General features: G+C 74.2%; 17 protein-coding genes. 11 read left to right on the top strand and 6 right to left on the bottom strand.

Translation table 11 applies throughout. The features are described 5' to 3' along the window. The coding region (locus tag VM242_09130) for a hypothetical protein (protein ID HVM05323.1) at nucleotides 1-758 on the bottom strand (758 nt) is incomplete at its 3' end. 311 nt (nucleotides 759-1069) lie between these two features. Here VM242_09130 and VM242_09125 point away from each other — a divergent pair. Next, nucleotides 1070-1327, top strand: a complete 258-nt coding sequence (locus tag VM242_09125) for a hypothetical protein (GenBank protein HVM05322.1) — start codon at nucleotides 1070-1072, stop codon at nucleotides 1325-1327. Between the two features lie 21 nt (nucleotides 1328-1348). Here the strand turns inward: VM242_09125 and ftrA are convergent, their stop codons facing one another. Then, nucleotides 1349-2332, bottom strand: a complete 984-nt coding sequence (gene ftrA, locus VM242_09120) for a transcriptional regulator FtrA (GenBank protein ID HVM05321.1) — start codon at nucleotides 2330-2332, stop codon at nucleotides 1349-1351. Nucleotides 2333-2402: 70 nt separating this feature from the next. Here ftrA and VM242_09115 point away from each other — a divergent pair, with 70 nt between their 5' ends. Beyond that, nucleotides 2403-2846: a hypothetical protein gene (locus tag VM242_09115; protein ID HVM05320.1), complete on the top strand. Its 444-nt coding sequence runs from the start codon at nucleotides 2403-2405 to the stop codon at nucleotides 2844-2846. 33 nt (nucleotides 2847-2879) lie between these two features. Here the strand turns inward: VM242_09115 and leuD are convergent, their stop codons facing one another. After that, nucleotides 2880-3479 carry a 3-isopropylmalate dehydratase small subunit gene (gene leuD / locus VM242_09110; GenBank protein HVM05319.1) on the bottom strand — a complete coding sequence of 200 codons (600 nt, stop codon included), beginning with the start codon at nucleotides 3477-3479 and terminating at the stop codon, nucleotides 2880-2882. 1 nt (nucleotide 3480) lies between these two features. After that, complete coding sequence (gene leuC / locus VM242_09105) at nucleotides 3481-4890, bottom strand: 3-isopropylmalate dehydratase large subunit (GenBank protein ID HVM05318.1); 1410 nt, start codon at nucleotides 4888-4890, stop codon at nucleotides 3481-3483. A 54-nt stretch (nucleotides 4891-4944) separates the two neighbouring features. On the opposite strand from leuC, the gene VM242_09100 reads away from it, so the two are divergent. Beyond that, nucleotides 4945-5577 (top strand): helix-turn-helix domain-containing protein, encoded by a 633-nt coding sequence (locus VM242_09100; protein HVM05317.1) that lies wholly within the window; start codon nucleotides 4945-4947, stop codon nucleotides 5575-5577. A gap of 16 nt (nucleotides 5578-5593) precedes the next feature. Here the strand turns inward: VM242_09100 and VM242_09095 are convergent, their stop codons facing one another. Continuing rightward, complete coding sequence (locus VM242_09095) at nucleotides 5594-6463, bottom strand: alpha/beta fold hydrolase (GenBank protein ID HVM05316.1); 870 nt, start codon at nucleotides 6461-6463, stop codon at nucleotides 5594-5596. A 28-nt stretch (nucleotides 6464-6491) separates the two neighbouring features. On the opposite strand from VM242_09095, the gene VM242_09090 reads away from it, so the two are divergent. Genes VM242_09090 through VM242_09080 form a run of 3 tightly spaced genes read left to right on the top strand, consistent with a single transcriptional unit; the run spans nucleotide 6492 to nucleotide 8326 of the window. Beyond that, on the top strand, nucleotides 6492-7493 hold the full coding sequence (locus VM242_09090) for a hypothetical protein (protein HVM05315.1): 1002 nt from the start codon (nucleotides 6492-6494) through the stop codon (nucleotides 7491-7493). Nucleotides 7494-7540: 47 nt separating this feature from the next. Beyond that, complete coding sequence (locus tag VM242_09085; protein ID HVM05314.1) at nucleotides 7541-7861, top strand: AAA family ATPase; 321 nt, start codon at nucleotides 7541-7543, stop codon at nucleotides 7859-7861. Nucleotides 7862-7903: 42 nt separating this feature from the next. After that, a complete protein-coding gene (locus tag VM242_09080; GenBank protein HVM05313.1) occupies nucleotides 7904-8326 on the top strand; it encodes a hypothetical protein in 423 nt (140 codons plus the stop codon). 12 nt (nucleotides 8327-8338) lie between these two features. On the opposite strand, the gene greA is transcribed toward VM242_09080, so the two are convergent. Beyond that, on the bottom strand, nucleotides 8339-8806 hold the full coding sequence (gene greA / locus VM242_09075) for a transcription elongation factor GreA (protein HVM05312.1): 468 nt from the start codon (nucleotides 8804-8806) through the stop codon (nucleotides 8339-8341). A gap of 203 nt (nucleotides 8807-9009) precedes the next feature. Between greA and VM242_09070 the strand changes: the two genes are divergently transcribed. The 5 genes from VM242_09070 to VM242_09050 all read left to right on the top strand — a co-directional run. After that, the gene (locus VM242_09070) at nucleotides 9010-9984 is read left to right on the top strand and encodes a 3-isopropylmalate dehydrogenase (protein HVM05311.1); all 975 of its coding nucleotides are present in this window, start codon (nucleotides 9010-9012) and stop codon (nucleotides 9982-9984) included. A 3-nt stretch (nucleotides 9985-9987) separates the two neighbouring features. Next, on the top strand, nucleotides 9988-10914 hold the full coding sequence (locus VM242_09065) for a branched-chain amino acid transaminase (protein HVM05310.1): 927 nt from the start codon (nucleotides 9988-9990) through the stop codon (nucleotides 10912-10914). A 47-nt stretch (nucleotides 10915-10961) separates the two neighbouring features. After that, entirely contained in the window at nucleotides 10962-11468 is a 507-nt protein-coding gene (locus VM242_09060; GenBank protein ID HVM05309.1) for a hypothetical protein, read from the top strand. A gap of 16 nt (nucleotides 11469-11484) precedes the next feature. Beyond that, nucleotides 11485-12351, top strand: coding sequence for an alpha/beta hydrolase (locus tag VM242_09055; GenBank protein ID HVM05308.1), 867 nt, complete (start codon nucleotides 11485-11487; stop codon nucleotides 12349-12351). Nucleotides 12352-12371: 20 nt separating this feature from the next. Continuing rightward, nucleotides 12372-13156, top strand: a 785-nt coding sequence (locus VM242_09050; GenBank protein HVM05307.1) for an acyl-CoA dehydrogenase family protein, incomplete at its 3' end; no start/stop codon positions are given.

Below are 13156 nucleotides of genomic sequence, written 5' to 3'. Positions count from 1 at the left end.
ATGCCGGAGACGGGCGCCGGGGGGGCGGGCACGGCAGCGTGGGCCGCGGCGCCGCCGAAGGCGTTGACCGCGCCGCCGGCCGACGCCACCCAGTAGCCCTTGCCGTCCGGCGCGGCCGCCAGGTCGACGGCCGCGCCGCCGACGCGGCCCGCCGGCGAGCCGGCGTAGGTGGCGTCGCCGAAGGCGAACACCCCGCCGTCCCGGGCGAGCATCCAGTAGCCCTTTCCCGACGGGGTGGCGGCGATGGCGGCGATGGGGGCGTTCAGGGGCGTGCCGCCGGCCGAGCCGGCGTAGGTGGCGTCCCCGAAGGCGAACACGCCCCCGTCACTGCCCGCCAGCCAGTAGCCCTTGCCGGTCGGCGTGGCCGCCATGCCGACGACCGGAGCGTTGAGGCGGACGCCCCCGACGGAGCCGGAGAAGAGGGCGTCGCCGAACGACAGGACGCCGCCGTCCCGGGCAGCGAGCCAGTAGCCCTGGCCGGTGGGGGAGCCGGCGATGTCGACGACCGGCTGGGCCAGCGGCTTGTCGGCGGCCGAACCCCGGAACGGGGCGTCACCGTAGGCGTAGACGCCGCCGTCACTGGATGCCAGCCAGTAGCCACCGCCCGACGACGACCGGGCGATGCCCACGACGGGCCTCCCGGCGGCGCCGCCGTGGTGGAGGGCGGCACCGGTGGTGAGGACCTGTCCGACGGCGCCGGCGGCCGGAGCGGAGGCGGGGGCGAGGGCGAGGGCGCAGGCCGCGCCGAGGCCGGTCACCGCCAGTCGACGGAGCCGGCCAGGGCGACGATGGGGCGCTGTGGAGCGAGAGGGGGGGCGAACGGGCAAGAGCGATCCTTTCCTTGTGAGGCCCCGCCCTTCGCCCGGACGCGCGTCAGCGGCGACCAGGGTTGGGACAGGGCACGAAACCCCGGCCGATCGACGCACGCCGACCGCAGGGGAGCACCTGGCAGAGACCCGCCAGGGGCACAGGTGCTGGTTGTCGACGGAGACCCTAGTCGCGCCTCTGCCGCCACCCGGGCATCCCGCCCGTCCTGGCGGCGGGCGGCGGTGGCCGGTAGACAGGGGCCGTGCCCCCCGACCGCCGGCCCGAGGACCTGGCCGAGGACGAGGCGGAGCGGCTCCGGCGGGCCCACCACGGCCTGCGCAAGGCGTCCCAGGACCTCGAGGCCTTCACCGCGCCGCGCCGGATGCGGGGGCGATGGGAGCCGCAGCCCGTGCCCGACGAGGCGATGGACGCGGCGCGCCACGAGATGGCCGTCTCGTGGTCCGCGCTGTGGCGGGAATACGCCGAGTTGCTGGGGTGGGAGCCGCCCGCCGCGCCGTAGAGGGCAGGCCCGCTCCGCCGGTCAGACCGCCTCGTCCATCCCCCGGAACGTGCGGCGGTAGGCGAGCGGCGACGTGCCGACCACCCGCGAGAAGTGCACCCGCAGGTTGGCCGCGGTCCCCATGCCGCACCGCTGCGCCACCAGCTCCACCGGCTCGTCGGTGGTCTCGAGGAGGCGGGAGGCCAGGAGCACCCGCTGGCCGAGCAGCCACTGGTGGGGCGTCGTCCCCGTGGCGGCGCGGAACCGGCGGGCGAAGGTCCTCGGGCTCATGTGGGCGCGCCGGGCCAGGTCGTCGACGCTCAGTTGGCGATCGAGGTGCTCCTGCATCCAGCCCAGGGTGGCGGCGAGCGGGTCGTCGCCGGTGCCCGCCGGCACGGGCGCCTCTACGAACTGCGCCTGCCCGCCGTCGCGGTGGGGCGGCACCACCATGCGGCGGGCGACGGCGTTGGCGACCTCGGCGCCGTGGTCCTGGCGCACGATGTGGAGGCACAGGTCGATGCCGGCCGCCGTGCCCGCCGACGTCATCACGTCGCCCTCGTCGACGTAGAGCACCTTGGGATCGACGTCGATCGACGGGTAGCGCTCGGCCAGCTTCTCGGCGTACATCCAGTGGGTGGTGGCCCGCCGCCCGTCCAGCAGGCCGGTGGCCGCCAGCGCGAAGGCGCCCGAGCACACCGACAGGATGCGGGCACCCCGGCGGTGGGCGGTGTGCAGCGCCTCGGCCAGCCCGGGCGGCAGCTCGCGGTCGCTCGGTGTCCACGCCGGGAGGATCACCGTGTCGGCCCGGCACACCTCGTCGAGGCCGTACGGCGTGTCGATGGTGAAACCCACCGAGGTGCGGATGGGCGGCGGCTCCGCCGCGCACACCACGAAGCGGTACCACGGGTCCGCCAGCTCCGGACGGTCGATCCCGAACACCTCGCAGCCGACGGCGAGCTCGAAGGGGGCCACGCCGTGGGCGATGACGGCGGCCACCGTGTGCCGCTTCTTGGCACGACCGGCCATGGCAGTATTCTAGCGGAAGTTGTCGTTCCTGCCAGTGGTCGACCGGCGGTCCCGAGTGCACGATTGGTCCATGGACACCACGGAGACCACCCGGTTGCAGGATCTCGACGTCCCCGCCCCCCGGCTCCGGCTGGACGGGGACGCCGCCGCCGCCGCGCTCGCCGGCGTGTGGCGTGAGGCGTCGAACCTTCCGGTGCTGCGCCAGCCCAAGGCGGCCGGCCGCCTGCCCGAGACGTGGCCGGGCGTCACCCTCCGGCTCCAGGCCGCCCTGTGGGAGGTGGCCGCCCGCGCCGACATCCCGGTGCGGCCGGGCGCCTCGGTGGACGAGGTGGCCAGGCTGCTCGTGGGCCACGGGGCGATCATCCCCCCGGCGGGCGACGCCATCCGGGCGCTTGCGTCCGTCGCGGAGGCCGGGTGCGACTCCGACCCGGCGAACCTCCGCGGGGTCGGCGAGGCGGCGTCGCTGGCCGAGCGTCTCGCCGGCTACCTCGCCCTCCGCGCCCGCTTCGGCTGACGAACGTGCCGGCGCCTGCGGTTCCGGAGAGCGTCAGGCCGGCGACGTGGTCGGCAGCCAGTCCGGCCGCACGGACTCGTAGGCGGCGACGTCGGCCTCGTGGCGCAGGCTGAGTCCGATGTCGTCGAGCCCCTCCAGCAGGCGCCACCGCGTGAAGTCGTCGAGGGGGAAGGGAGCCTCGATGCCGGCCGTGGGGGCACGCACCATGCGCGCCTCGGTGTCGACCGTCACCTCGAGCGACGGGTCGGCCGCCACGGCGGCGAGCAGGGCGGCAGCCGCCTCGGGGTCGAGCTGGGCGGGCACCAGGCCCGCCTTGGTGCAGTTGGTCCGGAAGATGTCCGCGAAGCGCGACGAGATCACGGCGCGGAAACCGTAGTCCTGGAGCGCCCACACGGCGTGCTCCCGCGACGACCCGGTGCCGAAGTTCGGGCCCGCCACCAGGATCACCGCGCCGGCCCGCTCGGGTCGGTTGAGCACGAACCCGGGGTCCCTGCGCCACTCCGAGAACAGGCCCTCGCCGAACCCGGTGCGCTCCACCCGCTTGAGCCACACGGCGGGGATGATCTGGTCGGTGTCGACGTCGGACCGGTCCAGGGGGACGGCGGTGCCGGTGACGGTACGGACGGGCTCCATGTCAGTCCAGCTCCCCGGGGCTGGCGAACCGGCCGGCCACGGCCGTGGCGGCGGCCACCGCCGGGGAGACCAGGTGCGTCCGCCCTCCCGAGCCCTGCCGCCCTTCGAAGTTGCGGTTCGACGTCGACGCGCACCGCTCGCCGGGTGCCAGCCTGTCGGGGTTCATGGCCAGGCACATCGAGCAGCCGGCACCCCGCCACTCGAACCCGGCCGCCTCGAACACCCGGTGGAGGCCCTCCTCCTCGGCGGCCGCCTTGACCAGGGCGGAGCCGGGGACGGCCAGCGCCCGCACGCCCGCCTTCACCCGCCGCCCGTCCAGCACGGCGGCGGCCGCTCGCAGGTCCTCGATGCGGGCGTTGGTGCACGACCCCAGGAAGACGGTGTCCACCGGGATCTGGCGCATCGGCGTGCCCGGCACCAGGCCCTGGTAGGCGAGGGCGCGCCGGGCGGCGTCGCGCTCGCCGGCGTCCAGCAGGGCGTCGGGGTCGGGGACGGCGCCGTCCAGCGGCGCCACCTGGGCCGGGTTGGTGCCCCACGACACGTGGGGGACGAGGGCGGCGGCGTCCAGCTCCACGCCCTTGTCGAACCGGGCTCCGGGGTCGGTGGCGAGCGACCGCCAGTCGTCCAGCGCCCGCTCCCATGCCGCCCCTGTGGGCGCGAACGGCCGGCCCTCCAGGTAGGCGAAGGTGGTGTCGTCGGGCGCCACCATGCCGGCCCGGGCGCCGCCCTCGATGCTCATGTTGCACACCGTCATGCGGCCTTCCATGGACAGCGACCGGATGGCCGAGCCCCGGTACTCGATGACCGATCCCATGCCGCCACCCGTCCCGATGCGGCCGATGACCGCCAGGATCACGTCCTTGGGCGTGACACCGGCGGGCAGCTCGCCCTCCACCGTGACGGCCATGGTGCCGGGGCGGCGCTGGAGCAGGGTCTGGGTGGCCAGCACGTGCTCGACCTCGCTGGTGCCGATGCCGAACGCCAGCGCCCCGAACGCCCCGTGGGTGGAGGTGTGGCTGTCCCCGCACACGATCGTCATCCCCGGCTGGGTGAGGCCCAGCTCGGGCCCGATGACGTGCACGATGCCCTGGTTGCGGTGGCCCATGGGGTAGAGGGGCACGCCGAACTCCTCGCAGTTGGCGGCCAGGACCTCCATCTGGCGGCGGGAGACCGGGTCGGCCACGAACAGGTCGTCACCATCGGCGAACGTCGTCGGGACGTTGTGGTCCATGGTGGCGATGGTGAGGTCGGGCCGGCGGACCCGTCGCCCGGCCAGCCGCAGTCCGTCGAAGGCCTGGGGCGACGTGACCTCGTGCACGAGGTGGAGGTCGACGTAGAGCAGGTCCGGCTCACCGGCGGCCGAACGCACGATGTGCCGGTCCCACACCTTCTCGCTCAGGGTCTGGTCCACCGGCTTCCTCCGACCGACTTGCCGTCTCATAGAGTGAGACGATAGTCTCTCTTTGTGGAACGCAGTGTAAACGGCGTCGGCGTCCTCGACAAGGCCGTTGCCATCCTCGACGCCCTCGAGCAGGGGCCGCTCGCCCTGGCCGACCTGGTGGCGGCCACCGGGCTCTCGCGGGCCACCGCCCACCGGCTGGCGTCCGCTCTCGCCGGCCACGACCTCGTCGCCCGAGACGATTCCGGGCGGTTCGTGCTGGGACCGCGCCTGGTGCGCCGGTCGCTGGAGGACGCCGCCCGCCCCGCGCTGGCCGCCCTCCGCGACGCCACCGGCGAGAGCGCCCAGCTGTACGTGCCCCGCAACGGGTCACGGCTGTGCGTGGTGTCGTTGGAGTCGCCCCACAGCCTGCGCACGATCGTGCCCGCCGGCGCCGTCCTGCCGCTCGGCCAGGGCTCGGCCGGTACGGTCCTGCGCGGCGAACCGGCGGCGTTGCGGCGCGGCTGGGCGCAGAGCGTGGAGGAGCGGGAGCCCGGCGTGGCGTCGGTCAGCGCGCCGGTCCGCCACGACGGCGCCGTGGTCGCCGCCGTGTCCGTGTCCGGGCCGATCGAGCGGACGACCCGGTCGCCCGGTCGCCGCTACGCCGGAGCGGTCACGGCTGCGGCCTGCCAGGTCGAGTCGGCCATGGGCTGGGGGTGACGCCCGCCTGCGCTTCTCAACCGGCCGTGAGGCCGGCCTTGGTGGCGACGCCCGTGCACGCCGCGACGAGGGCGGGCACGAACCGGGGGGCGTCGGTGACGCAGGCGCCGTGGTCGGCCTGCACCTCGAGAACCGCGGCACCGGGGATGGCGGCGACCAGGTCGCGTTGCCGGCGGGGGCTGACGACCTGGTCGAGGGCCGTGACCACCACCGCCGCCGGGACGTCGACGTCGCCGATCCAGTCGTGCGAGCGGAAGCGCCCGATGGCCCACCCGGCCTCCAGGACGGCGGTGTGGTCGTTCTGCTCCATCTCGGCCGTCCCCCAGTCCGCCAGCTCGCCGCCCTGGAGCCGGCGGCGGATCAGGTTGCCCGCCAGCTGTCGGCGCACCGACACCGGGGTCACCCGTGACGCCACCGACAGGCCGAGGAGGCTCGAGAACCACAGCCGTGACCGGAGGTCGGGGCTGTCGAAGCTGCGGGCGGTGGCGCACAGCACCATGCCGGCGACGAGGTGGCGGTGGCGCTGCCACATCAGCTGCGCCACCAGCCCGCCCATCGAATAGCCCACAGGGATCAGCCGGTCGACACCCACCTCCGCCGCCACCGCGGCGGCATCGTCAGCGCAGTCCTCCAGCCGGAAGGGCCGCCGCGAGCGGATGCCCCGCCCGTGGCCCCGGTGGTCGATGGCCAGGACTCGGAAGTGCTCGGCCAGCGGCCCGTAGGTGGCGAACCAGTTCAGGTCGGCGGTGACCGTCCAGCCGTGGAGCAGCAGCACGGTGGGCGCCCCCGGGGGCCCTTCCAGCTCGCGCAGGTGGAGGCGGCCCCTTCCGGACAGGGTGACCGGGCGCGCCTCCGGCAGCGGCACCGGAGGCGGAGCGAGCGTCATCCCCGTCGAGAGTACGGGAGCATTGGGCATGTCCCGACACCCGTCCCGCTCGGTCGTGGCCCTGCTCCTCGCCGCGCTCGCCCCGCTCGCCGCCGCCGGCTGCCGGGCCGACGAGACCGACGAGTCCCGCCCGGCGACGTCGCCGGACGCTGGTGGGTCCGCGGTGCCCGCCCCACTGGCCGAGCTCCCCGTCCCCCGGACCGAGGTGGCCGGGGCCACGTGGGACGGCCGGCTGGTGGTCGCCGGCGGGCTCACCCTCGACGGTGCCGCCAGCCCCCTCGTCCACACCTACGACCCCGACGGGGACCGCTGGGAGGAGGCGCCGCCCCTGCCCGTCCCCCTCCACCACTCCGCCCTGGCCGTGCTGGGGGACCGGCTCCACGCCGTCGGCGGGTACACCAACGGTGCGGGCGGGGCGTGGCAGCCGCAGGCGGGCACGTGGAGCCTGGGGCCGGGGGAGCGCACGTGGAGGCAGGAGGGTCCGCTTCCGGGCGGTCCGCGGGGCGCGCTCGGCGCGGCGGCGGTCGGCGACGTGATCGTCGCCACCGGCGGGGAGTCGGGCGGCACCGCGCTCGGACGCACCGAGGTCTACGACGCCGGCCGCCGGGCCTGGCGCCCGGGCCCCGACCTGGACCTCCCGCGCGAGCACCTGGCGGTGGCCTCGGACGGCGACCGGGTCTACGCCATCGCCGGGCGTGCCCCCGGTCAGGGCAACTTCCGGGCCGTCCAGTCGCTCGACCCCCGCTCCGACGAGGCCTGGCGCGACGAGCCCGAGGTGGCCGACTCCCGGGGCGGGACCGGTGCCGCCGCCGTGGGCGAGCGGGTGTGCGTGGCCGGCGGCGAGGAGCCGGCCGGGACGATCGCCTCGGTCGAGTGCCTGGACGGCGACCGCTGGGCCCAGGCCGCCCGGCTGGCCCGGCCCCGCCACGGGCTCGCCGTCATGGGGCTCGAGGGCCGTCTGCACGTCGTCGGCGGAGGTGAGCAGCCGGGGCTGTTCGTGAGCGGCGCCCACGAGGCGTTCCACCTCTAGCCACGGGGATCGGTGCACGGCGGGGCGGCCTGGGCGACAATGGCCGCGTGCGCCTGGGGATCGCCGGCAAGGGAGGAGTGGGCAAGACCACCATCTCGTCGGTGCTCGCCCGCGAGCTGGCCCGCCGCGGCCACACCGTCGTCGCCGTGGACTGCGACTCCGACCCCCACCTGGCCATGAACTCGGGCGTCCCGCAGGAGCGCATCGACGCCATGCGGCCCTTCATCGAGCGGCGGGGCCCGGGGAACTCGGCCAGCGCCGATTCCGGTGCCACGCCCGTGCAGCTGCTCTCCGGCCACGGCATGCGCGGGCCCGACGGCGTCACCTACGTGATGGCGTCCCGGATCACCCGTCCCGGCGGCGGCTGAACGGGCGCCTCCCACGTCACGGTCCGTGGCTTCATCGAGCGAGTGGAGGCGGAGCTCCCCGGCACCGTGGTGATCGCCGACATGGAGGCCGGCCTCGAGCACCTGTCGTGGGCCGGCGGCACGCTGCGATACGTCGACACCCTGCTGATCGTGGCCGAGCCCCAGTCGAAGGTCCTGCTCACCGCCCGGCGTGCCCATCGCCTGGCCACCCAGCTGGGCGTCGAGCGCATCGCCTTCGTCGGCAACCGGGCCCGGCCCGGCGAGGAGCAGCGCCTCGAGGAGTTCGCGGCGTCGCTCGACAGTGAGTTGGTCGCCGTGGTGCCCGAGGACCCGGCCGTCACCGCCGCCGACCGCGACGGGGTGTGCCCCCTGGACTCGGCGCCGGAGTCGCCCGCCGTCTCCGCCATCCGCCGCCTGGCCGCCGACCTCGAGGCCCGCTACCTGGCTGCCGCTCCCGACCGCTGAGCGGGCGGGGGCCTACGCCACGTCGACGATCTCGACCTTGAGGACGGCGCCCCCGGGTGCCTCGTACTCCGCGGTCTCACCCGCCCGCTTGCCCAGCAGGGCCTGCCCGAGGGGCGACCCCGGCGTCATGATCTGGACGTCGTCGACGCGCTCCTCGATGGAGCCGAGCAGGTAGCGCTCGATCTCGTCGTCGCCCTCGTACCGCAGGGACACGGTGGAGCCGGCGGCGATGGCGCCGCCCGTCTCGGTCGAGTCGACGATGGTGGCCCGGGCGAGGATCCGCTCGATGTGGCGGATCCGCGACTCCATCTTCCCCTGCGAGTCCTTGGCGGCGTGGTAGTCGCCGTTCTCCGACAGGTCGCCGAGCATCCGGGCCGCCTCGATGGCCCGGGCGATCTCGACCCGTCCGCGCGTCGTGAGGTCCTCGAGCTCTTCGCGCAGGCGGTCGTGCGCCTGTCGGGAGAGGTGCGTCTCGCTCATAGGCCGTCCATCCTACGGGCGTGCCGCCGCGCCGGCGCGCGCCGACCCGTAACCGCTAGACCCCGAAGCGGGCTTGGCGGTACAGTGGCCTTGCCGTGTCCACCGCTCTGGTAGCCGTCATTCCGTAGTGCACACCCCTCCGGTGTGCGCTGTCGACCGTCCACCGAAGTGGGCGGTTTTTCGTTTCTCGGGAGCAGAATCGCATGCCCCACAGGGTCGGGGTCCTCGCCGGTGACGGCATCGGGCCGGAGGTGGTCGCCGAGGCGCTCAAGGTCGTGCGCGCCGCCGGGGTGGCCCTCGACACCGTCCACTACGACCTGGGCGGCGACCGCTACCTGCGCACGGGCGACGTCCTCCCCGACTCGGTGCTCGGCGAGCTGCGGGGGCTGGACGCCATCCTCCTCGGTGCCGTGGGCACGCCGGGCGTGCCGCCCGGGATCATCGAGCGCGGCCTGCTGCTGCGTCTCCGCTTCGAGCTCGATCTCTATGTGAACCTGCGGCCCATGGAGGGCCCCCGCATCGACGCCGTGGTCGTCCGCGAGAACACCGAGGGCCTCTACGCCGGGGAGGGCGGCATCCTGCGCAGGGGGACGCCGCACGAGGTGGCCACCCAGGGATCGGTGAACACCCGCATGGGCGTGGAGCGGTGCGTGCGCTTCGCCTACGAGCTGGCCCAGTCGCGTCCCCGCCGCCACCTCACTCTGGTGCACAAGACCAACGTCCTCACCTTCGCCGGCGACCTCTGGCAGCGGACGTTCGACGAGGTGGCGGACGCGTTCCCCGACGTATCCACCGCCTACGACCACGTGGACGCGTCGTGCATCCATCTGGTGGAGCGGCCCGGCCGCTACGACGTCATCGTCACCGACAACCTGTTCGGCGACATCATCACCGACCTCGGCGGTTCGGTGGCCGGCGGCATCGGCCTCGCCGCGTCCGCCAACCTGAACCCGGCTCGCACCGGGCCGTCCCTGTTCGAGCCGGTACACGGCTCGGCCCCCGACATCGCGGGCACAGGCCGGGCCAATCCGCTCGCCGCCGTACGATCGGCGGCGATGATGCTGGACTTCCTGGGCGAGGCCGAGGCCGCCGCCCGCATCACCAAGGCCGTCACGGCAGCGTCCTCGCTGTCGGGCACCACGTCCGAGCTGGGCGACGCCGTCGCAGAAAGGGTCTGAGCCATGCCGTTGCAGAAGGTCGACAAGATCTGGATGGACGGTCAGCTCGTCGCCTGGGACGAGGCGAAGGTGCACATCCTCACCCACACCCTCCACTACGGCTGCGGCGTGTTCGAGGGCATCCGGGCCTATGCGACGCCCCGCGGCCCCGCCGTGTTCCGCCTCACCGACCACATCGAGCGGCTGTTCAACAGCGCCAAGATCTTCCTCCTGGACGTCCCGTACACGGTCGAGCAGCTGGTCGAGGCCACCAAGGAGACGGTGCGGGCCAACGGGGTGGAGTCGTGTTACATCCGCCCGCTCGTCTACCTGGGCTACGGCGAGATGGGCCTCAACCCGCTGCCGTGCCCGGTGAACGTCTCCATCGCCGTGTGGCCGTGGGGCACCTACCTGGGCGACGAGGGGATCGAGCGGGGCGTCCGCATGAAGATCTCGTCGTGGCAGCGCCACGACCCCAACGCCATGCCGCCCGCCGCCAAGGGGACGGGCATGTACCTGAACTCCTCGATGGCCAAGGTCGAGGCGCTCAAGGCGGGCTACGACGAGGCGATCCTCCTGTCGCCCCAGGGCTACGTCAGCGAGTGCACGGGCGAGAACATCTTCGTGGTCAAGCGCGGCAGGATCATCACCCCGCCCACCAGTGCCGGGGCCCTCGAGGGCATCACCCAGTCGTCGGTGATGACCATCGCCCGCGACCTCGGCATCGAGTGCGAGATCGGCCACATACTGCGCAGCGACCTCTACACGGCCGACGAGGCGTTCCTGTCGGGGACGGCCGCCGAGGTGGTGCCCATCCGCTCGGTGGACGACCGTGAGATCGGCGACCCGGGACCCGTCACCCGCAAGGTCCAGGAGGTGTTCTTCGCCACGGTGAAGGGCGAGGTGGACCGCTACAAGGACTGGCTCGAGCACGTCGACGGCGGCGCCTAGTGGCGCTTAAGGTTCCGTCCCGGCGGCACGACGCGGAGGGTGGACAGGTGGCGCAGCCCGAGTACGTCCCGATCAGTGCCGGCGACCGGGTCCGGCCGGCCGAGCGCCTTCCCGCCCACGGCGGGTGGACTCAGTCCCGGCCGGCCGAGCTGAAGGACCCGGGGGCGCCCATCGGCACCCGCTTCGGGTCGCCGGGGCCGGACCAGGGGTACGGCCTGGCGCTGGCCGAGCGCTTCCGCGACCGACTCGAGCTGGCGCCCGGGGAGCACGCCGAGGACGCGGTGGCCGGCGCGCTGGCCGTGGCGTTGCGGCGGGCGTCGATGTTCGGGCGGGCCCCCGTCATCTACGACCTCGAGCTCGCCTACACCCTGTGGGGGTACCTGGGCGACGCGCCGGCGGGCCTCGTCGAGTTCCGGACCGGTGTGCTCAAGGGCGCCGCCCACGACTACTGGGTGCAGCGCGACGCGGTGGACCGGGTCGCCGAGGCCACCCTCCGGATGACGCCGGCCCAGGTGCGATCGGGGCTGGCGAACTGGCGGAGCCTGTTCGTTTGAGGCGACGCCGGCGGCAGTGAGCGTCGACGTCTTCGAGGTCGCCGTCGGGCCCCTCGTCTTCAGCGCCCATGCGGCGGGGCCGCAGGACGGCCGGCTGGTTCTGCTCCTCCACGGGTTCCCGCAGACGTCGTTCGAGTGGCGGCACCAGATGGCGGCGCTGGCGGCCGCCGGCTACCGGGCGGTGGCCTACGACCAGAGGGGGTACTCGCCGGGCGCCCGCCCGGGGCGGGTCGAGGACTACCACCTCGAGCACCTGGTGGCCGACGTGCTGGCGGTGGCCGACGGGCTGGGTGCGGCGCGGTTCGACGTGGTCGGCCACGACTGGGGCGGCGCTGTCGCCTGGGTGGTGGCGGCCCGCCACCCGGACCGGGTCCGCACCCTCACCGCCGTGTCCATGCCGCATCCGGCGGCGTTCGCCGAGGCGCTGTTCGGGGGTGACTCCGACCAGGCCGCCAAGTCGAGCTACATCGCGGTGCTGCGGGCCGAGGGGGCGGCCGAGGCGCTCCTGCTGGCGGGCAACGGCGAGGGCCTGCGCCGGGTGTTCGCCGGGACGGGACACCCGGCGCCCGAGGCTCTCGACGAGTACGTCGGGGTTCTCACCCAGCCCGGCGCGCTGACGGCCGCCCTCAACTGGTACCGCTCGTTGTCCCCCGCGGACGCCCCGGCCGTGCTCGGCGCGCTGAAGCCGGTCGCCGTGCCCACGCTCTACGTGTGGGGCGACGGCGACACGGCCCTCGGCCGCGCCGCCGCCGAGGCGACGGCGGGCTTCGTCGAGGGCCCCTACCGCTTCGAGGCCCTGGCTGGAGTGGGCCACTGGATCCCCGAGGAGGTCCCCGAGCGGTTCAACGCGCTGCTGGTCGATCACCTGGCGGCGTCAGACTGAGCCTGCGGCACACTGGCGGCGTGCAGCCACTTCTCCTGAGCGAAGAGCAGCGCGATTTCCGGTCCGTCCTGCGGCGGTTCTGCGAGGAGAAGATCGCGCCCCGGGCGGCCGAGGTCGACGAGCGGGCCGAGTTCCCGTGGGAGAACTTCTCGGACTGCGTGGCGCTCGACCTGCCGTCGCTCGGGGTGCCGGCCGAGTACGGCGGCGCGGGAGCCGACTCCGTCACCCAGGCGATCATGATCGAGGAGCTGGCCCGGGTCTGTGCCTCGACCAGCCTGATGATGCTCATCTCCAAGCTCGGGATGATCCCGGTCATCAACTGGGGGAGCGAGGAGCTGAAGCAGGCCTACCTGCCCCGCATCGCGTCCGGCGAGATCCAGGCGTCGTACTGCCTCTCCGAGCCCGACGCCGGGTCCGACGTGGCGGCCATGTCCGCCCGGGCCGTGCGCGACGGCGACTCCTACGTGCTCAACGGGGTGAAGTACTGGATCACCAACGCCGGCATCTCCGACACCTACACCGTCTTCGCCAAGACGGACCCGGCGGCCGGCCATCGCGGCATCTCCTGCTTCTTGGTGGAGAAGGACTGGGGCATCCGCGTCGGCAAGCTGGAGAAGAAGCTGGGCGTTCGCGGGAGCCCGACGGGCGAGATGATCCTCGAGCACGTGCGGGTACCGGCCTCGCACCGCATCGGCGAGGAGGGCCAGGGGTTCTACATCGCCATGGGGACGCTGGACCGCAGCCGCCCCACCATCGGCGCCCAGGCGGTCGGCATCGCCCAGGGTGCCATCGACTACGCAGCCGG

The sequence above is a fragment of the Acidimicrobiales bacterium genome, assembly GCA_035540975.1.
Lineage (GTDB): Bacteria > Actinomycetota > Acidimicrobiia > Acidimicrobiales.
The sequence above is the reverse complement of the archived record's forward strand: the minus strand, read 5'-3'. Positions and strand labels throughout refer to the sequence as shown.